This is a genomic window from Sphingomonas zeicaulis (assembly GCF_050433225.1).
GTDB lineage: Bacteria > Pseudomonadota > Alphaproteobacteria > Sphingomonadales > Sphingomonadaceae > Sphingomonas_D > Sphingomonas_D zeicaulis.
Genome location: NZ_JBNPXQ010000004.1, coordinates 232435 through 252769, shown reverse-complemented (window position 1 = coordinate 252769; position 20335 = coordinate 232435). Strand labels below are relative to the sequence as shown.

Below are 20335 nucleotides of genomic sequence, written 5' to 3'. Positions count from 1 at the left end.
GTCACGCAATCACCACTTTCACGCCGGCTGCCTCGAAGCCCTGCCGATCCTCGTCGGTGATGCCGTCATCGGTCACCAAGGTGTGGACAAGCGCGATCGGGCCGAGCGCCGAGAAGGACCGGCGGCCGATCTTGCTGCTGTCCGCCACCAGGATCACCTCGGCTGCCGCCTCGGTCATCGCGCGCTTCACGCTGATGTCCGACAGTGAGGGGAAGGTGAGCCCGGCCTCGACCGAGACCGCGGCGGTGGCAAGGAAGAGTTTCTGGGCGAACAGTCCCTGGAAATAGTCCGCCGAGCGTTCCCCGCTCAGCGACAAGGTCGGCGCCTTGAAATGGCCGCCGGGCATATGGACCTCGAACGAGGGCAGCCCGCCCAGCATCAGCGCGATGTTGAGCGCGTTGGTGATCACCGTCATCCCCTCACGCGCGGTGAGGTTCGCCGCCACCTCGGTGGTGGTCGATCCGGAATCGAGGATCACCGTTTCATTGTCGCCCACCAGCGCCGCCGCCGCGCGGCCGATGCGCCGCTTGGGATCCATGTTGACCAAATGGTGCAGCGCCAGCGCGCGCACCTGCTGCGGCACCGATTTGAGGAAGGCGCCGCCATGCTCGCGCACGATATGGCCTTCGGCCTCAAGCTTCTCCAGATCCTGCCGCACCGTCACTTCGGACACGCCGAACGCTTCGGCCAATGCCCGCACGCGCGCGCTGCCTTCTTCCTGCAGCCATTCGAGGATCTTCATGCGGCGTGCTTCGCCGAGCAGGCCCTGTCCGCTCATTCGCGCCATTATGGTCATCTCCAGCTTCCCCGCGACATGCGGAGTTGCAGTTGGTCTAGCATGACGGCGCCGACAATCACGGCCCCCTTGATCACCATCTGCCAGAACTCACTGATCCCCAGCATGACCATGCCGTCGCCCAGCGCGCCGATCACGCAGGCGCCGATCAAGGTGCCGCCGATCGTGCCGCGGCCGCCCGCGAGCGAGGCGCCGCCCAGCACCACCGCGGCGATCGCGCTGAGCTCGAAGGTCTCGCCCGAGGCGGGATGCGCGGAGACGAGGTCCGACGCGACGATCAGCCCGACCAGCGCGGCGCAGCCGCCGGAGATCACATAGGCGGCGATCTTCACGCGATTCACCGCGATGCCCGACAGCATCGCCGCGCGTTCATTGCCGCCGACCGCATAGATGCGCCGGCCGAACGCGGTGTTGGCGGCGACGAAGGCGGCGACCAGCGCGAGCACGATGAGGATCAGCACCGGCAACGGCACGCCGAGCAACCGGCCCGCCCCCAGGAAGGGAAAGCCCTGATTGCCGAAATCGACGCTGCCGGTGAGGTTCGGGAAGGTCGCGCCGCCCGAGAGCAGCAGCGCCGCACCGCGCGCGACATAGAGCATGCCGAGTGTGGCGATGAACGGCGCCACCCCGAAGCGGGTGATCAGCAGGCCGTTGGCGAAGCCGATCGCCGCGCCGATCAGCACCACCGTCAGGATGACCAGCGGGATCGACGGGAAGATGACGACGCCCATCGGCCCCAGCTCGATGCCGTTGAGGATGAGCGCGCCGGCAATCATGCCGCCAAGCCCCGCGATCGATCCCACCGAAAGATCGATGCCGCCGGTCAGCACGACATAGGTCATGCCGATGCCGAGGATCGCGATCACCGCGATATGCTTCGCCATGATCAGCATGTTGGCGACCGACAGGAAGTTGGGCGCCATCGCCGAGAAGAAGGCGAGCACGACGAACAGCGCGATCAGCGCGCGCAGGCGGATCAGCAGGTTGAGCAGGCGACGCGAACCGCCCGGTTCGGCGGTGGCTTCGGCGGGGCTGGTCATGCGGCCTCTGTGACTGATGGGATTGGGGCGGTCGCGTTGGCGGCGCGGACCAGCCGGTCTTCGCTCGCCTGCTCCGCGGGCATGTCGTCGGTGATGCGGCCGCCCGCCATCACCAGCACCCGATCTGCGGCGGCGATCGCCTCGACGAGGTCGGAGGTGGAGAAGAGCACGGCGATGCCCTCGGCGGCGAGTTCGCGCATCACCTCGAAGATCTCGGCGCGCGCGCCGATGTCGACGCCGCGACCGGGCTCGTCGAGCAGCACCAACTTCGGGCCGGGCAGCAGCGCGCGGCCGATCAGCACCTTCTGCTGGTTGCCGCCCGAAAGCGCGCCGATCGCGATATCCGGCGAGGCCGCCTTCACCCCCATCCGCCCCATCATCGGGCGAACGGCGCCGCTCTCATGCTCGGCCGACAGGAAGCCCATCCGCCGCAGCCGATCGAGCACCGAGACGGACATGTTGCGGGCGACCGAGAAATTGGCGAACAGCCCCTCGGTCTTGCGATCCTCGGCGACGAACTGGACGCCGTGGCGCAACCGCTGGCGCAGCGATTTGCCGGTGAGTTCGACGCCATCGACGCGGATCGAGCCACGCGCGGGCAGCGCGCCGCAGATCGCCTCGAACAGTTCGGAGCGGCCGGCACCGAGCAGGCCGTAAAGCGCGGTGATCTCCCCGCAGCGCACGCTGAGGCTGGCGCCGGCGACAGCGAGATTGCCGTTGGCGCGCGGCACTTCGAGATCGGTGACGACCAGCATCTCGCTGCCCGGCGTGCAGGCGGTGCGCTTGGGCGCTGTCGTGGCGCCGCCCAGCATGTGATGGACGATCCAGTCGACCGAGAATTCGCCGCGTTCGGCATAGGCGACGCGTTCGCCGTCGCGCAGCACCGTGACATGATCGCCGATGCGGACGATCTCCTCCAGCCGGTGCGAGATATAGATGATCGCGACGCCGGCGCCGCGCAGTTCATCGACCACCTGGAACAGCCGCTCGGTCTCGGCGGCGCTCAGCGCGGAGGTCGGCTCGTCGAGGATCAGCACGGAGACGTCGCGGGAGAGTGCGCGGGCGATCTCGACGATCTGCTGCTCGCCGACGCGCAGCGCGCCGACCAGCGTGTCTGGATCGATCGTGGCGCCCAGCCGCGCGAGCAACTCGACCGCGCGCTCGCGCTCGCGGCGATGATCGATCGCGACGCTACGGCCGAGCACGCGTTCGAGGAAGATGTTCTGGGTAACGCTGAGATTGGGGCAGAGGCTGAGTTCCTGGTGGACGATGCCGATGCCGTGCGCCGCCGCATCCTGCACCGAGCGGATCACCGCCGGCTTGCCCTCGATCACCAGTTCGCCGCCATCGAGCGTCTCGACCCCGGCGATGATGCGCATCAAGGTCGACTTGCCCGCGCCATTCTCCCCGATCAGCACATTGACCGCGCCGGCATGGACGTCGAAGTCGACGCCCTTCAGCGCACGCACGACGCCGTACCGCTTTTCGACGCCGCGCGCGGCGATGCGGATCATCGCGCCGCTGCCGGGGCGCCGCCGCCGGCACGCTCGACCGTAACCGGTGTCACCACCAGCGGCGCGTCACCCGCGCTCGGACGGGCCGTGCCCAGGAAGCGGATGCGGTCACCGGGCTTGAGCGCGCCCAACGTCTTGCGCAGCGGCGTCACCGCGCGCTCGGTGAGTTCGGTGCCGACTTCGGCGAAGGCAATCTGATCTGGAAAGCCATCGAACGCGACGAAAGGCAGCGCGTCGCGGACCGTGGTGCCCGAGACCACCGGCCCGGCCTGGATCAGCGCCGGCCCCACCGCGGTCTGCACGACCACCGTGCCGCGCGGCTGACCGAGATCGACGCGCTCGACCTGCCCTTCCCCGCTGACGACGAAGGTCCAGGGGGAGCCCTCACCCGCGCGGCGGCCATGTGCGGCGCCGAGCTGCTCGATCGGTTCGGCGCGCAGCCGCTCGACGGGGATCGCGCTGTCAGCCAGCGCCTTCTGCGCACGACCACCCCAGATCGTCTCGACATAGCGTTTCGCATCGAAGGCGCCACTGCTGCGCTCGCGCAACGCGCGCGCCTCGTCGATGGGCAAGATCTTGCAGCCGGCGAGGAGGCACAGCGCAACGCCCGCGGCGGCCGCCCGCGTCCCTGCCCATCCGAGAGAGCCCAAGGCTCGTTGCATTACCGGCACCTTCTCCAACCCCAGCGGGCGTCATTGGCCGGCGGGGCCCCATGGTTAGGCAAGGCGCTGCCCGAATGTCAAACGAAGTTGAAACGCTAACGGAGAAAAAAGGAAAGAAACGAAAGAAAGCGTAACACAACCCGTTGCGCTCACCCTTGAGCGTGGTTATCTGGCGGCATAGGAGGATGCCTTGGCTAGCGAAACGAAACTCAACGACCGCGATGAAACGCGGGCTGCCGCCGTGCGGAAACGCGCGACCTGGATCCGGCGCACGGCGCTGACGATGATCCGCGCCGCAGGACAAGGCCATCCCGGCGGAGACATGTCGTCCGCCGACATTCTCGCCACGCTTTATTTCGACGTGCTGCGCTATGACGCCACCAATCCGAACGATCCGGCGCGCGACCGCTTCGTGATGAGCAAAGGCCATTGCACAGGCGCGCTCTATGCCGCGCTAGCGGGTGCAGGCTATTTCCCCGAAGCCGAGCTGGAAACCTATCTGAACCCGCGCTCGCGCCTCAACGGCCACCCCAACCGCACCTATCTGCCGGGCGTGGAGACCAACACCGGTCCGCTCGGCCATGGGCTGCCGGTCGCCGTCGGCATTGCCGTCGCGGCGCAGATCGACAAGGCTGATTATCGCGTGTTCGCGCTCACCGGCGACGGTGAGTTGCAGGAAGGCAGCATGTGGGAAGCGGCGATGTTCGCCGGCCATCGCGGCCTCGGCAACCTTACCGCGATCGTCGACCGCAACCGGCTGCAGCAGGGCGCGCCGACCGAGAACACCAATGCGCTGGAACCGCTGGCCGACAAGTGGCGCGCATTTGGCTGGGAGGTCGTCGAGATTGACGGGCATGACCATGCGCAGTTGCTCGACACGCTCTCCGCGCCCGTCACGCCGCGCAGCAAGCCACTGTGCGTGATCGCCAACACCATCAAGGGCCGCGGCATCAGCTTCATGGAGAATCAGGCGAGCTGGCACCATGGCGTGCCCAACGAGGCGCAGTTCGCGCAGGCGATGGCCGAGCTGGAGGGCGTGGCGTGAAGGAAGCAACCGGCAGCGGCTTCGATTGCCGCAACGCCTATGTCGAGGCGCTGGAAGCGATCGCCGCGGAAGACCCGCGCATCGTCGCCGTGGTCAATGACTCGGTCGGCTCGAGCAAGCTCGGCAAGTTCCGTGAGCGCTTTCCCGAGCGGCTGATCAATGTCGGCATCGCCGAGCAGAACATGATCGGCGTCGGCGCCGGCCTCGCCAATGGCGGCAAGATCCCGTTCGTCAGCGGCGCATCCTGCTTCCTCACCGGCCGCGCGCTGGAACAGATCAAGGCGGACTGCGCCTACAGCAACGCCAATGTGAAGCTGTGCGGCATTTCCAGCGGCGTCGCCTATGGCGAGCTGGGCTCGACGCACCACAGCATCGAGGATCTCGCATGGCTGCGGGCGATGAAGGGCCTCACCGTGATCGTCCCTGCCGACCCGTGGGAAACCGCGGAAGCGATCCGCTGGGCGGCGGCGCATGAGGGACCGGTGTTCATCCGCATCAGCCGCATGTCGGTGCCCGCGCTCGAGCGCACAAATCCCAGCTTCCAGGCCGGCAAGGCGGAGGTCCTGCGCGAGGGCGGCGACATCGCGATCATCGCCTGCGGCACGCTCGTCCACCGCGCGCTCGACGCGGCCACGGCCTTGGCCGCCGAGGGGATCGAGGCGAAGGTGATCAACATGGCCACCGTCTCCCCGCTCGATGAAGAGGCGGTGCTCGCCGCTGCCGCGACCGGCGGCATCGTCACCGCCGAGGAGCATGTCGTGCGCGGCGGGCTGGGCGGCGCGGTCGCCGAGTGCGTCGTCGCGTCGCGGCCGGTGCCAATGCGCATCCTGGGCTTCCCCGGCTTCCTGCCGACCGGTTCGGCGGAATGGCTGATGGAGGAATTCGGGCTGACCGCCGAAGGCATCGCCGCCGCGGCGCGTGACATCATCGCCAAGCGGTCATGACCATGGCCGGTCCTGCGATCCTCGCGGTCGACCAGGGCACGACCAACACCAAGGCGTTGCTGTTCGCGGCCGGTAACGGCCATGTGATCGGCCGCGCCTCACGGCCGCTGGGCGTGCTCCATCCGCAGCCGGGCTGGGCGGAGCAATCCGCCGAGGCGATCTGGAACAGCGTGGCCGGTGCCATCGCCGACCTGCTGGTCGCCGACCCCGGCGTCCCGGTGGCCGCCATCGCCATCGCCAATCAGCGCGAGACGGTGATGCTGTGGGATGCGGAGACCGGGTTGCCCGCCAGCCCGGCGATCAGCTGGCAGTGCCGCCGCACCGCCGCGCGTTGCGCCGCGCTGCAGGAGCATGAGGCGCTGATCGCCGCGCGTACCGGGCTTGGCCTCGATCCGCTGTTCCCCAGCACCAAGCTGGGCTGGCTGCTCGACGAGGTGCCGGGAATGCGCGCGCGTGCCGAGGCCGGCAGCCTGCGCGCCGGCACGGTCGACGCCTGGCTGCTGTGGCAACTGACCGGCGGCGCGGTGCATGCGACCGACCTCAGCAATGCCTCCCGCACCCAATTGCTGTCGCTCGACACGCTGCAATGGGATCCGGAGATGCTCGCGCTGTTCGGCATTCCGGCGTCATTGCTCCCCGAATTGCGCCCCTCGGATTCCCTCTTCGGCACCACGAATGCCCCCGGTTTGCTCCATGGAATCCCCATCCACGCGATGCTCGGCGATTCGCACGCGGCGTTGCTCGGCCACATGTTCGACGGCGCCGGCGAGGCCAAGGTGACCTGCGGCACCGGGTCTTCGCTGATGGCGATTACCGGCGATCGCGTCCGTTCGGCGCATGGCCTGTCGGGCACGATCGGCTGGGCGAAGGACGGCCAGGTGTTCCAGGCGCTGGAGGGCAATGTTGCCGTCTCCGGCCATGCCGCCGCCTTCGCGGTCGGCCTGCTCAACCTGAAGGACGAAGGCGAACTGACCGCGCTCGCCGCCAGCGTCGAGAGCAGCGACGGGGTGACCTTCATCCCCGCCCTCGCCGGCCTCGGCGCGCCGCACTGGAAGACGGACGCGCGCGGACTGCTGAGCGGCATGTCGCTGGGCACCAAGCCGGCGCATGTCGCGCGCGCGGTGCTGGAAGGGATCGCGCTGCAGATCGCCGACGTGGCGCGTGCGATGGACGCCGATCTCGGCCGGCCGTTCGGGCTGCTCTCGGTGGATGGCGGTGCCGCCGCCAACGACCTGCTGATGCAGATGCTGGCGGACGCGGTCGACCGGCCGGTGCTGCGCCCCCGTCAACTCGAACTCGGCGCGCGCGGCGCGGCGCGGCTGGCGGCGGAAGCTGCCGGTTTCCCGACAAGCGGCTGGCCCGCGCTGGAGCGCGACCGGTTCGAGCCGCGGATGGATGCCGGCCGGCGAGCGGCGATGCTGGCGCGCTGGCGCGCGGCGGTGGAGGCGGCAGCAACGCTCAAGACCTGACCGGCCCGACACCAAAAACCAAAAAGGAGAGGATCGCGGAATGACCATGCTGACCAACGGCATCCGCCTGATCGGCGCGGCGGCGATGCTCGCATGCGCGCCCGTCGCAGCGTGGGCCGCCGCCCCTGCGGTGGAAAAGCCGCGCGTGATCGTCCTCACCGATGTCGGATCGGATCCGGACGACATGGAATCGATGGTCCGCTTCCTGCTCTATACCAATGAGTTCGACGTCGAGGGGCTGGTGCCGGCGACCTCGCGCCACCTGCGCAGCTCGGTCCATCCAGAACAGATCACCAAGCGGATCGACGCCTATGAGACGGTGCTGCCCAATCTGCGCACCCACGCGAAGGGCTGGCCCAGCGCGGACTATCTGCGATCGGTGGTGAAGCCCGGCCGCCCCGAATTCGGCATGGCGGGTGTGGGCGAGGGCAAGGATACGGCTGCGTCCGACTGGATCATCGCGGTGGTCGACAAGCCCGATCCGCGCCCGGTGTGGATCACGATCTGGGGCGGCGCGGTCGATCTGGCGCAGGCGATGTTCAAGCTCCGCAAGACCCGCACGCCCGAGCAGGTCGCGGCGTTCGTCGCCAAGCTGCGGGTCTATTCGATCTCTGACCAGGACAATGCGGGACCGTGGGTGCGCCGCCAGTTTCCGGACATGTTCTGGATCGCCAGCATCACCGCGCACCGCCACTACAACCTCTCGACCTGGGGCGGCATTTCCGGCGACCGGATGTATTATTTCGACGGACCGGACTTCACGACCGTTTCCAAGGAATGGATCGAGGCGAACATCCAGCGCGGGCCGATGGGCGCGCTCTACCCCGATTATGAATTCATGATGGAAGGCGACACGCCGACCTTCCTCTATCTGATCCCCAACGGCCTCGGCAGCCCCGAGCATCCCGACTATGGCAGTTGGGGCGGCCGCTATGGCAAGGTTTCCGAGTGGGACGGCCTGTGGACCGACACCAGCGACCTCGTGCTCGGCATCGACGGCAAGCCGCGCCACACCAACAAGGCGACGATCTGGCGCTGGCGCGAAGCCTTCCAGAACGACTTCGCCGGGCGCATCCAGTGGACGCTGCAATCCAGCTACAAGGGCGCCAACCATAATCCGACGCTGGTGCTGAACGGCGTTTCCGGCAAGGCGCCGGTGGAGATCGCGGCGACATCCGGCGAAACCATCCGCCTCTCGGGCGAAGGCTCGCGCGATCCTGACGGCGACGCGGTCACCTATAGCTGGTGGCAGTATCGCGAGGCCGAGCAGGTCAACAGCAGCGCCAATCTGGAACTGCAGCGCGGCGACCCGCTCCATACCCGCTTCCGCGTGCCCGAGGTGAGCCGACCCACCCGCTTCCACATCATCTTCGAGGCGCGCGACGGCGGTGCGCCGGCGCTGACCTCCTATCGTCGCGCGATCGTGACGGTGACCCCGGGCAAGAAGGGCTGACGAATATGGTTCGGACGATCGCCAGCGGAGCCGCTCTTGGGACCGCGCTGATCTTCGCCGCCCCGGCCGCGGCACAACTCAGCGAGACCGCCGACGGGCTCGAACTGCAGACCGCGACCGACACCGTCGCGATCCGCTTCTGTGGTCCCAACCTCGTCCATGTCGTCGCGCGGCCCAAGGATCGTGCGGAGAGTGGGCTCGCGCGGCCGTGGGTGCGCAAGCCCTGTGCAGCGGTGAAGCCGCGAGTCAGCCGCGCCGAGGCGAGCGGCGATGGCGCGGGGGCGCAGGCGCCGGGGGCCGCGGGTGCTGCCGCCGCGGCGCCGCCGGTGTTCGCCGAGGCCGGCGGCGTGAAGCTGCAGATCTCCGAGGCGAACGGCAACATCGTCTTCATCGCGCCGGACGGGACGAAACTGCTCGGCGAGGTGGGCAACGACCCCCGCCAATATCGTACCGCCGCCGCCGAGCCCGGCCTGCTCGATGTCGAGCTGCTGTTCCACCCGATCTTGCGGCAAGGCATTTACGGCCTCGGCCAGCATCAGTCGGGGCTGATGAACTATCAGGGATCGGTGGTCGAACTCGCCCAGTCCAACACCGACATCGCCATCCCCTTCATGGTCTCGACCGCGGGTTACGGGCTGTTCTGGAACAGCGCCGCCGCCTCGCGCTTCGACAATCGCTTCCCGACCGAGCTCAAGATCAGCGCCGAGGGCAGCGACGGCATCGATTATTATTTCGCCTACGGGCCCGACATGGACCGGCTGGTCGGCACCTATCGCGACCTGACCGGCCAGGCGCCGCTGTTTCCGCGCTGGGCCTATGGCCTGTTCCAGTCGATGGACCATTATGCCGACGCGAAGCAGTTGGAGGGCGCGGTGGCGCTCAACCGCGACGCCGGCGCGCCGATGGACGTGATCGTGCAGGACTGGCGCTGGTGGCAGCGCATGGGCGACAAGGACTTCAAGACGGCCGAATATCCCGACGTGCCGGCAATGCTGAAGCGGCTCGCCGATCGCAACGTCCACACCATGATCTCGATCTGGCCCCTGCTCTCGACCAGTTCGCGCCAATATGCCGAGACCAGGGCGGCGGGGCAGCTCGTGCCGGGCACGCAGCTTTACGATCCGACCAGCAAACAGGCCGCCGACCGCTATTGGCAGTCGCTGGCGGGGCCGCTGCTGGAACAGGGCTGGGACGCGTTCTGGCTCGATGGCAGCGAGCCCGAACTGCATCTGCCGACGATGGCGCGCACCGATCGCACGATCCAGCAGCGCCGGCTCGCGATCGGGCCGGGCGCCTTCTATTCCAACTATTTCCCCTTCGCGCACACCGCCAACGTCCATGACCGCTGGCGGCAGACGCGTGACGACAAGCGCGTGTTCATCCTTTCCCGCTCCTCCTTCGCGGGGGTGCAGGCGCATGGCGCGGCGAGCTGGTCCGGCGACATCGCCAACGCCTTTCCCACTTTCGAGAAGCAGATCGCCGGCGGGCTGAACTTCGCGCTTTCGGGCATGCCTTACTGGACCACCGATATCGGTGGCTATTATCTGGGCGTGCTCGATTCCCCGCCCAAGGGGCCGGACACGCGCGCTCCCGCGTTCCAGGAACTCTATACGCGCTGGTTCCAATATGGCGTGTTCAACCCGCTGTTCCGCACCCACGGCAAGCGATCCAATGGCGAGAACGGCATTGCCAGCTATGGGCCGATGCAGCCGACATTGCTCGCGTTCGACCGGCTGCGCTACCGGTTGCTGCCCTATATCTATTCGCTCGCCTGGCAGGTGACCGCTGCCGATGGCACGATCATGCGCCCGCTGGTGATGGACTGGCGCACCGACGAGAATGTCTGGAACATCGCCGACCAGTTCCTGTTCGGCCCCGCCATGTTGGTCAACCCGATCACGAAGGAAGGGGCGCGCACCCGCACCCTCTATCTGCCCAAGGCGGGCTGGACCGACTTCTGGACCGGCGAGCGCCTCTCCGGAAGCCGCTGGATCAACGCTGACGCGCCGATCGAGCGCATCCCGCTTTATGTGCGCGACGGATCGATCCTGCCGCTGGGCGCCGCGGTGGAGCATGCCGGGCAGGATCCATTCGGCCCGACCGAGCTGCGCGTCTATCGCGGCGCGGACGGCGCCTTCACGCTTTACGAGGATGCAGGAGACGGCATGGGTTACACGCGCGGCGAGCGATCGACGGTGCCGATCCGCTGGGACGAGGCGGCGGCCACGCTGACCATCGGCGCGCGGCAGGGCCTCTGGAAGGGCTCGCCGAAGCGGCGGGACTTCCGGGTGATCTTCGTCACCCCCGGCCAGGGCGTCGGCATCGATGCGGGCAGCGGCGGCCAGATGGTCGACTATCGCGGCGCGCAGATCGTGGTGAAGCCGTGAAGCGTCTCGCCCTCATCGCTGCGCTGCTCGCCTCCGCCGCGCCCGCCAACGCCCAGCAGCCCGATCCGCTGGTGGCGGGGTTCGAGGAGCCGCCGGCGGACGCCCGCCCGCTCGCCTATTGGCAATGGATCAACGGCAATGTCTCCGAAGAGGGGATCCGCCAGGATTTCGCCTGGATGAAACGGATCGGGCTTGGCGGCGTGTTCGTGTTCGACGTCGGCTTCAACTCGCCGCCGATCCCGCAATATGTCGAGAAGCGCGTCGGGTTCGGCTCGCCCGAATGGAAAAGCGCGGTGCATGTCGCCGGCGTCGAGGCGAAGCGGCTGAACCTCAGCTTCGGCGCGCAATCGAGCGGCGGCTGGAGCGTCAGCGGCGATCCCAGCGTGACCGCCGAAGAGGCGATGAAGAAGCTGGTGTGGAGCGAGACGATCGTCGGCCCCGGCAAGGGCGTGGTGACGCTGGCGCCGCCGCCCGCGGTCAACGGCCCCTATCAGGACACGCCGGCCAGCGAGCGCAATCGCGAACCCCGCCTGTCCGGCGAGGTGGCGGTGCTCGCCTATCGCCTGCCCGACGCCGAAGCGGCCCCGGCGCCAGCCTTCACCGTAACCGGCACCGACGCGCCGGGGCTGCTGAGTGATGGCAAGTTCGACGCCGCGACCAAGCTGGTGCCGGACGCTGCGGGCAATATCACCCTCACCTTCCGTTTCGCGCAGCCGGTCGCGCCGGGCGCGGTCACCGTCTCCACCGATGGCGACATTCCCGGCGGCGTCGTTCTCGACGGCAGCGGCGCCACCCGCGCGACGCTCGGCGCGCCCGCCCAGCATGGCGCGCGGGTGCGCACGATCCTGCTCGGCGGCGCGCCCTCGCGCGACTGGACGATCCGCTTCACCGGCCTAACCCGCCCGGTCTCGGTACGCGAGGCGCGCTTCGCGATGGCGCCGCGGGTCAACCGCGTCGAGGACAAGGCCGGCTACGGCACCGTGTTCGACTATGAGAGCATCCGCACCCCCGGCGGCATCGCCGGCGCGCCCGCCGATAAGGTGATCGACATCAGCGATCGGATGCGGCCCGATGGCACGCTGGACTGGCGGCCGAAAAGCGGGCGCTGGGCGGTGCTGCGCTTCGGCTGGTCGCTGACCGGCAGCCGCTCCACCCCCGCCTCCCGCGAGAGCCTGGGGCTGGAGGTCGACAAGCTCGATGCCGATGTCGTGCGCGCTTATGCCAACCGTTTCTACGATCGCTACAAGGATGCGGTCGGCAGCGACGGCCGCATGAACATCGCGATCAGCGACAGCTGGGAGGCCGGCCAGCAAAGCTGGAGCCCCAAGCTGCTCGCCGATTTCAAGCGGCTGCGCGGCTATGATCCGCTGCCCTGGCTGCCGGTGCTCACCGGCCGCATCGTCGATGATAGCGATCGTTCCGAGCGCTTCCTCGCCGACTGGCGGCGCACGATCGGCGACCTGATCGCCGCCAATCATTATGGCGTGTTTGCCGAGGTGCTGCGCGCCCGCCGCCTGACCTATTATGCCGAGGCGCCGGGCACCGACCTGCCGACCGTGGCGGACGGCATCCAGACCAAGAGCCTCGTCGACGTGCCGATGGGCGAATATTGGTATTGGCCGGCGGGCGGCGCGCCCAAGCCCGAACATATCGCCGACATGCGCGAAGCGGCCTCCGCCGCGCATCTGACCGGCAAGACGATGGTCGCCGCCGAGGCGCTGACGACGATGGGCGACGAGCCCTGGGCGACCGGCCCGCGCGAATGGCGCCGCCCGGTCGACCGCTTCTTCGCGGAGGGCGTCAACAAGATCGTGATGCACACTTTCGCGCACCAGCCCTTTACCGATGGCCGCAAGCCGGGGATGACGTTGCGCCAATACGGCCAGCACTTCACCCGCAACGAGGCGTGGGCGGAACTGGCTGATGGCTGGACGAACTATCTCGCGCGATCCTCCTTCCTGCTGCAGCAGGGCAAGCCGGTAGCCGACATCGCCGTGTTCTATGGCGAGGACGGTGCGTCGGCAGCGCCGCATCATTTCGAGCGGCCGGTGGGGTTCGATTATGACTTCATCGATCGCACGACGCTGCTCGGGCTGGCTGCGGACGGCGACGGCTTCGTCACGCGGGCGGGCACGCGCTATCGCACGCTGATGCTGGCTTCCGGCGTCCGCCGGTTGAGCCTGCCGGTGCTGCGCCGGTTGAAGGGGCTGGCCGATGCCGGTCTGGAGATCGCCGGCGCGCGACCGGAAGGGTTGATCGGGCTGGGCGGCGACGCGGCGGAGTTCGAAGCGCTGGCGGATGCAATCTGGGGCAAGCCACGCCCTGCCGGGACGATCACGCCCGATGTGCAGATCGAAAGTGGCCGGCTCGACTGGAAGCACCGGATTGTACCGGATGGCGACATCTATTTCCTGTCGAACCCTGAGGGCCAGCCGTTCGAGGACGCCATCACCTTCCGCGGCGACGGATTGAGCTCCCCTCCCGCGAAGCGAGAGGGGGGTGTGACCGCGGAATTGTGGAATGCCGAGGATGGGCTGCGGACGGCGGTGCCGCTGGCCTCTTCGCCCACCGGCTACGCCGTCCGCGTCTCGCTGCCAGCCTATAGCTCACGCTTCATCCTGCTGCGCCGGGCGACTACCTCCGCGCCGACCGCCGCCCCCAGAACGAAAACCGAGGCAGTCGCGCTCGATGGACCGTGGCGCTTGTCCTTCCTCGACGGCATGGGTGCGCCACCAACCGCTACTTTCGATTCGCTTCACTCACTCACAGACTCGAAGGATCCCGCGGTCCGCTATTATTCGGGCCGCGTGAGCTATCGCCGGACGCTGAAGCTTTCGGCCCTGCCCAAGGGCAGTGCCTGGCTCGACCTCGGCGCCGTCGGCGATATGGCGCGGGTGATCGTCAACGGGAAGGATCTCGGCGTCACCTGGACGCAGCCCGCTCGCGTCGACATCCTGAAAGCGCTCAAGCGCGGCGAGAACAGCATCGAGATCATCACCGCGAACTATTTCCAGAACCGCCTGATCGGCGACCGCCAACCCGGTGCGAAGCCGCAGACCTTTGCGCCGATCACAGTCTATGCGGCGGGCGATGTGCTGCGGCCCGCGGGGCTGATCGGGCCGGTGACGCTTGAGATCGGGGAGTAAAGCAAGGGACGGCGGCAGGCGGAGCGCATGAGTCGGTCGCGGCTCAACCGAAACCACTCCAACGCCTCACCATCTCACCCCGGCCTTTGAGCCGGGGTCCCGCTCTTCTGCTCTGCCACGCGCGGGATATCGCGCCACGATCCGTTCGAAATCGAAAGCAACAAAAAGCGGGATCCCGGCTCAAGGCCGGGATGACGGAGGTTCCTGGTGGACAGGACGCGGGCCGCACCCCGAAAAATGGTGCGATTTCACCACATTGTGCCGAGGCGTCCCACCAGCGCCATCCCGTCTCCCTAATCACTACGAATGATTGCGATAACATTTTCGCTTGCTTTCATTTTGAGGTTATGGAAAACGGTTACCCACGCAAACCAGAAGATTTGCGAACCAACATATGGGGAGGATGACGATGGGGCTGTCCAAAATCTCGATGCGCACCGGCACGGCAAAGATTGCGCTGCGGTGCGCGCTTTTCGCCTCGACGGCGCTGATCGCCGCTGGCACCGCTGCGGCGCAGGAAACGCCGGCGGACGCGCCGATCGCCGACGATCAGACGCAGGATATCGTTGTTACCGGTTTCCGTGACAGTCTGGCCCGCGCGCTCGAGTTGAAGCGGCAAAGCTCAGGCGTCGTCGACTCGATCGTCGCCGAGGACATCGCCAAATTCCCGGACAACAATCTCGCCGAATCGATCCAGCGCATTCCCGGCATTGCCATCTCGCGCGACCAGGGCCAGGGCCGCTCGATCTCGGTGCGCGGCCTCGGCGGTGACTTCACCGCGACGCGCATCAACGGCATGGAAAGCCAGGCGACGACCGACGGCTATAATGGCGCCAACCGTGGCCGCGGTTTCGACTTCAACGTCTTCGCCTCCGAGCTGTTCAGCCAGATCGACGTGCGCAAGACCGCCTCGGCGGATCTGCCCGAAGGCTCGCTCGGCGCCACCGTCGACCTCACCACCTCGCGCCCGCTGAGCTTCAAGGACAAGGTCGTGCTGACCGTGTCGGCGCAGGGCGGCTACAACGATCAGGCGAAGAAGGTCGATCCGCGACTGGCCGCGGTGTTCGCGCTGCAGAACGATGCCGGCACCGTCGGCTTCCTCGCCTCGGCCGCCTTCGCGCGCCAGTCGGGCAATTTCCAGCAGAGCAATTCGGGCGACTGGAACCAGGGCACCGGCGACGGCGGCTTCTGCAACCCCAACACGGCGCCGGGGGCCTGCCCCGGCACCAACATCCCGGTCTTCAACCAGGTCAACAGCCCCAACGTCTACAACCCGCGCTTCCCGCGCTATGTGCAGGGCGTGGGCCGCACCGAGCGGCTGGGCATCACCACCAGCCTGCAGTGGAGCCCGCAGGACGACACCGACATCGTCCTCGACATGCTCTATTCGAAGTTCGACGTGAAGCGCGACGACTGGGCGCTGGAGCCAATCGGCTTCAGCCGCGCCGCATCGCAGGGCGGCAAGCCGGAATCGATCATCCGTGACGGCGTGATCGATGAGAACAACTCGCTGGTCTACGGCCTGTTCGACAATGTCGACCTGCGATCCGAACACAACCGCGACAATTTCACCACCGAATTCATGCAGGCGACGCTCGCCGCCAAGCACAAGTTCGGCGACCGCTTCACGGTCAACGCGCTGGCCGGTCACTCGCGTTCGGACTTCGATAATTTCGTCGACATCTCCACGCAGATCGACTCGTTCAACGTCGACAATTTCTCCTACGACCTTCGCCCGATGGGTCAGAACGCACCGGCGATCAACTGGGGCATCGACGTCACCAACCCGAACAACTGGTATTTCGGCCCGCGCGTGACGCAGCCGGGCGGCACCGGCCCGACCGGCCCGGAAATTCGCCTGCGCCCAAACTATATCGAGAACCGCAACACCACCGCGCGGCTCGACCTGACCTTCGAGGCGATGGACGCGCTGTCGCTTCGCGCCGGCGCCGAGTTCAAGAAATATGAGTTCAAGTCGCGCTCGCTGCGTTATGTGCAGGGCGAGTTCAACTTCCCGAACATTCCCGATGGCTACACGATCGGCTCGCTGACCGAGCAGTTCTGCGGCTTCGAGCAATTCAAGATGCCGGCCGGCAACACCAAGTGCTGGACGACGCCCAACATCAACGCGTTCAACGAAGCCTACAACATCTTCGGCAACAGCGGCCGCACCGAGCTTTCCAGCACGGTCTCCGCCGCGCGCGGCGACAATCGCGCGATCACCGAAGAGGATTGGTCCTTCTATGGCATGGCGCAGTTCGACACCGATCTGGGCGACATCCGTGTGCGCGGCAATATCGGCGGCCGCTACGTCATCACCAACCAGACCTCGAACTTCCTGACGACAGTGCCGACGACGGTCGATCCGTCCGGCGTGGTGCCGACGGTGGTTGAGCGGACCTATCGGAACTTCCTGCCTTCGTTCAATCTGGTGATCGAGCCGACCGACGACATCATCGTCCGCATCGCCGCGGCCAAGACGATGTCGCGTCCGCCGCTGGGCAACCTCGCGGGCGCGACGACGGTGAGCGTTTCGGGCGGATCGCGCACGGTGAACAGCGGCAACGCCTTCCTCAACCCGTTCAAGTCGGACAATGCCGATCTGTCGATCGAATGGTATCCGATGCGCGGATCGATCGTGTCGGCCGGCGTCTTCTACAAGAAGATCAATTCCTACATTCAGGGCAACACCATCACCGCGCCCTATTCGACCACGGGCCTGCCGACCGAGCTGCTGAACGGCACCGGCGTGACGCCGGACACCGACTTCGTCATCACCAGCGTGATCAACACGCCGGGCGGCCCGCTGAAGGGTGTCGAGCTCAACCTGCAGCAGCAGCTGAGCTTCCTGCCGGCGCCGTTTGACGGGTTCGGCGTGCTCGCCAACTACACCTATGTCGACTCGAACATCGATTACCGGGCGGGCACGGCGCTGTTCAACGCGACCCTGCTCAACCTGTCGAAGAACTCGATCAACGGCACGCTCTATTATGAGAAGGACGGCTTCCAGGCACGCGTCTCGGCCAACTACCGCGACCAGTTCCTGACCAGCGTGCCCGCCTCGTTCAATCAGGACGTCGCCGGCACCCGTTCGGCGACCTATGTCGACGCCGCGATCTCCTATGCGCTGACCGAGAACATCACGGTAAGCGTCGACGGCATCAACCTGACCAACCAGGCGGACGTGCAGTATACCGACTCCACGGCGCAGCGCTGGGTCAACTACCGCCTCAACGGCCGCCAATTCTACCTGGGGGTGCGCGCCACCTTCTGACGATCTTCCCAGCCCTGTCGTGTCACATTGGAATCCCTTCTCTCCGACACGACTCCTTGGGGGCGCTGCACGCGTGCAGCGCCCCCTGTTTTTTTTCAGTTCCCCTCCCGCTCAGGGGAGGGCATGTCAGGGTTCGTTGCGGGGACGGACAGGCCCTCCCCCAGCCCCTCCCGCAGGCGGGAGGGGAGTTGGAATCTGGAACCCCGCCCTCTCGCCCTTCACATAGGCTTCCCACGCCGCCCGGTCGGCGAACGTGCCCGCCTTGCTCCACGTCGCGCCCATATAATAGACGAACGGCTTGCCCGGCGTGACACGCAGCAGGACGAGGTAGTTCTCATTGTCCTGCACCACGTCCGCGATCATCGCCGGGTCGACGATCAGCGCGACGCCCATCGCGCCCTTGTCCGGATCCTCGGGGGTCCACAGGCTGAAGCGGCCGGCTTGACGGTCCGCCATGAAGGTGCCGGCGGCGTTGGCGGTGGGGCGTTTCTGGATGCCGATCGCGACCTGCAGCGGCCCGGCCTTGTCCGAGCCGATGGTCGAGACCATGCGGGTGAAGTTGGTACCCAGCGGCAGGGTGAATCGCCGGGTTTCCCACACCTTGCGATCGGTGCCGACCGGCCAGGGGGCGTAATCGACCTCGAAATCGGCGGTGTCCGGCCCGTCCTTGAGGATGCGATAGGCCTTCCAGTTGCGCGAGGTCCACAGCTTGCTGGCATCCCAGATGCCGAGCCCGCCAGCGCCGCGCGAAGTGCCCGCGTTGAAGAAGTCTATTCCCTCGCCATGATAGTCATGCTGCTTGCCGGTGCGCAGCTGGCGCTCCATGAACGGCCAGGCCACATGCTTGCCCCAGGCATCAATGCCCGAGGTCGAGGGCGGCTCCTCCCGCTCCAGCGCCGGGCCGTAGATCCGGTGGGCGGTGCGATCATTCTCCCACAGCAGATCGTCGAAGCGATAGGGCGCGAAGCGCACCGTCGCCCTCGGCGCACGCTCGCCCGGGGGCGGCGTCTCCAGCGCCGGCGCGACCAGCTTCGGCATGCCGGCCGCGCCCGCGGCCTGCGCGACGCGTGCGCTGCCCGGCGGGGCCGGATCAAAACCCAGATCGATCATCGCCTGCCGTTCCGCCATCACCCGTTCCCAGCCGCGAAGCTGCTCGGGCGAAGCTTTGGCCGGGCGGGGCCGATCGCGGATCGGCAGGCGCTGCGCGCCCGGCGGATCACGCTCGGGCTCGGCGATCGGCAGCGGCGAGACCGGCCGGCCGAGCTTCATCACCTCAAGTCCGGCCAGCAGCAACCCACCGCTGCCATAGAGGGCATGGTCGGCGGGCCCCGAAGGTTCGGGCTGATCGCCCGCCTGCTGCGCATAGCCGAGGCGCCCATTGGGCTGGACCAGCGCGGCCAGCCCCGCCCATGCCTTCAATGCATGCGGCTGATATTTGGCGCGATCGAGCAGGCCATGGTTGATCCCCCAGGCCAGCGCATAGGTGTAGAAGGCGGAGCCGGTCGATTCCGCGCCCGGCGGATCCTGGGGGTCGAGCAGGCTCGCGGTCCACAGCCCATCCTCCGGGCGCTGCAGTTCGACGATCCGCGCCATCATCGTCCGGAAGGTTTCCACATAGCGCGCGCGGCTGGGATAGTTGGCCGGCATCGTATCGAGCAGCCGCGCCAGCCCCGCGACCACCCAGCCATTGCCACGCCCCCAGAACACGGGCTTGCCGTTGCGCGAGGTGCGGGTGAGGAAGCGTTCGTCCCGGAAGAACAGGCGGTGTTCCTTCGACCAGAGCCGGTCGTAGGTGCGCCACCACTGCACGTCCATCGCCTGCAAATAGCTGTGATCATGCGTTTGCGCCGCCATCCGCGCGAACACCGGCGGCGCCATGAACAAGGCGTCGCACCACCACCACACCAGCTTGTCCGGCGCGGGATCCTTCTGGAGATAGGGCAGGTTGTAGTCGAGCCGCTGCCGCAGCGGTGCGATCTCGCCCGCCTCGCCGCTGCGCGCATACAGCTCTTCATACAGTTCGCCGATCGCGAGATTGTCGGCATCGAGCATGTTGCGCGGCGACCAGGCGCCGAGCATCCCGAAATTATAATGTTCCGCCACGCTGCGCAGATAGGCGCGTGCGCCCGACGCATCGGACTCGCGGGCAAGGCGACCGAGCCCGATATAAAAGGTCGCCGCGACCCAGTTGGCGGAGGCACCGCGCCAGTCGCGCGGCGGAATGTAGAGCGGCTCGTTCGACAGACGGCGGATTTCCGCGGCGGCGCTATGGTTGAGCAGTCGCAGAACGCGGTCGGGTGCCGGCACTCGCATGGCGTCGAAGCGCAGGCTGGCCGGATCGAGCGGAGGCAGCGCCGGTGTTTCAGCCATTGATGGCGGCGTCTGGGCGGTGGCACCACCCGCCGAAACGAGCATGAGGGACATGGCAGACACGACGATCCGTGTTCCGATGGTCTTGCATCCTCGCTTCATCTCGCGCTCTCTCCCTGTTGTCACACCTGTGGGCTGCATAATCCCACAATATGGCTGTGAATCGCTGTATATGGCGTGCAGCCTGTGCTATATATGGCGAAGTGATATGACAAGTTGTTCAAACGCGAAGGAA

The 20335-nt window shown here is 67.2% G+C and carries 12 protein-coding genes; 7 read left to right on the top strand and 5 right to left on the bottom strand.

Annotated elements, in window-relative coordinates:
* Position 1: 1 nt before the first annotated feature.
* The 4 genes from FHS96_RS16405 to FHS96_RS16390 are packed head-to-tail and all read right to left on the bottom strand — an operon-like array spanning position 2 to position 4012.
* On the bottom strand, positions 2-796 hold the full coding sequence (locus FHS96_RS16405; RefSeq protein WP_429593753.1) for a DeoR/GlpR family DNA-binding transcription regulator: 795 nt from the start codon (positions 794-796) through the stop codon (positions 2-4).
* Positions 793-1836: an ABC transporter permease gene (locus tag FHS96_RS16400; protein WP_429593750.1), complete on the bottom strand. Its 1044-nt coding sequence runs from the start codon at positions 1834-1836 to the stop codon at positions 793-795. The genes FHS96_RS16405 and FHS96_RS16400 overlap by 4 nt, the downstream gene beginning before the upstream one ends.
* Positions 1833-3350, bottom strand: coding sequence for a sugar ABC transporter ATP-binding protein (locus FHS96_RS16395; RefSeq protein WP_429593747.1), 1518 nt, complete (start codon positions 3348-3350; stop codon positions 1833-1835). Before FHS96_RS16395 ends, FHS96_RS16400 begins: the two co-directional genes overlap by 4 nt.
* Positions 3347-4012, bottom strand: a complete 666-nt coding sequence (locus tag FHS96_RS16390; protein WP_429593744.1) for a DUF2291 domain-containing protein — start codon at positions 4010-4012, stop codon at positions 3347-3349. The genes FHS96_RS16395 and FHS96_RS16390 overlap by 4 nt, the downstream gene beginning before the upstream one ends.
* 190 nt (positions 4013-4202) lie before the next feature.
* Between FHS96_RS16390 and FHS96_RS16385 the strand changes: the two genes are divergently transcribed.
* From FHS96_RS16385 to FHS96_RS16355, 7 genes are all read left to right on the top strand, one after another.
* Complete coding sequence (locus tag FHS96_RS16385) at positions 4203-5057, top strand: transketolase (RefSeq protein WP_429593741.1); 855 nt, start codon at positions 4203-4205, stop codon at positions 5055-5057.
* The gene (locus tag FHS96_RS16380) at positions 5054-6001 is read left to right on the top strand and encodes a transketolase family protein (protein WP_429593739.1); all 948 of its coding nucleotides are present in this window, start codon (positions 5054-5056) and stop codon (positions 5999-6001) included. Before FHS96_RS16385 ends, FHS96_RS16380 begins: the two co-directional genes overlap by 4 nt.
* A gap of 2 nt (positions 6002-6003) precedes the next feature.
* Entirely contained in the window at positions 6004-7470 is a 1467-nt protein-coding gene (locus tag FHS96_RS16375; protein ID WP_429593736.1) for an FGGY family carbohydrate kinase, read from the top strand.
* A gap of 40 nt (positions 7471-7510) precedes the next feature.
* Positions 7511-8923, top strand: coding sequence for a DUF1593 domain-containing protein (locus FHS96_RS16370; RefSeq protein WP_429593733.1), 1413 nt, complete (start codon positions 7511-7513; stop codon positions 8921-8923).
* A 5-nt stretch (positions 8924-8928) separates the two neighbouring features.
* Positions 8929-11310 carry a glycoside hydrolase family 31 protein gene (locus FHS96_RS16365; RefSeq protein ID WP_429593730.1) on the top strand — a complete coding sequence of 794 codons (2382 nt, stop codon included), beginning with the start codon at positions 8929-8931 and terminating at the stop codon, positions 11308-11310.
* Entirely contained in the window at positions 11307-14456 is a 3150-nt protein-coding gene (locus FHS96_RS16360; RefSeq protein ID WP_429593727.1) for a glycosyl hydrolase, read from the top strand. Before FHS96_RS16365 ends, FHS96_RS16360 begins: the two co-directional genes overlap by 4 nt.
* Before the next feature lie 409 nt (positions 14457-14865).
* Positions 14866-17730 (top strand): TonB-dependent receptor, encoded by a 2865-nt coding sequence (locus tag FHS96_RS16355; RefSeq protein WP_429593724.1) that lies wholly within the window; start codon positions 14866-14868, stop codon positions 17728-17730.
* 126 nt (positions 17731-17856) lie between these two features.
* Here FHS96_RS16355 and FHS96_RS16350 read toward each other — a convergent pair whose 3' ends face one another.
* Positions 17857-20100, bottom strand: coding sequence for a glycoside hydrolase family 88 protein (locus tag FHS96_RS16350; protein ID WP_429593721.1), 2244 nt, complete (start codon positions 20098-20100; stop codon positions 17857-17859).
* Positions 20101-20335: the final 235 nt, after the last annotated feature.

Coding starts and splice junctions, on each gene's coding strand:
- FHS96_RS16395 (WP_429593747.1), bottom strand. CDS start 3,350: ATGATCCGCATCGCCGCGCGCGGCGTCGAAAAGCGGTACGGCGTCGTG.
- FHS96_RS16355 (WP_429593724.1), top strand. CDS start 14,866: ATGGGGCTGTCCAAAATCTCGATGCGCACCGGCACGGCAAAGATTGCG.
- FHS96_RS16375 (WP_429593736.1), top strand. CDS start 6,004: ATGGCCGGTCCTGCGATCCTCGCGGTCGACCAGGGCACGACCAACACC.
- FHS96_RS16405 (WP_429593753.1), bottom strand. CDS start 796: ATGACCATAATGGCGCGAATGAGCGGACAGGGCCTGCTCGGCGAAGCA.
- FHS96_RS16390 (WP_429593744.1), bottom strand. CDS start 4,012: ATGCAACGAGCCTTGGGCTCTCTCGGATGGGCAGGGACGCGGGCGGCC.
- FHS96_RS16400 (WP_429593750.1), bottom strand. CDS start 1,836: ATGACCAGCCCCGCCGAAGCCACCGCCGAACCGGGCGGTTCGCGTCGC.
- FHS96_RS16350 (WP_429593721.1), bottom strand. CDS start 20,100: ATGGCTGAAACACCGGCGCTGCCTCCGCTCGATCCGGCCAGCCTGCGC.
- FHS96_RS16370 (WP_429593733.1), top strand. CDS start 7,511: ATGACCATGCTGACCAACGGCATCCGCCTGATCGGCGCGGCGGCGATG.
- FHS96_RS16365 (WP_429593730.1), top strand. CDS start 8,929: ATGGTTCGGACGATCGCCAGCGGAGCCGCTCTTGGGACCGCGCTGATC.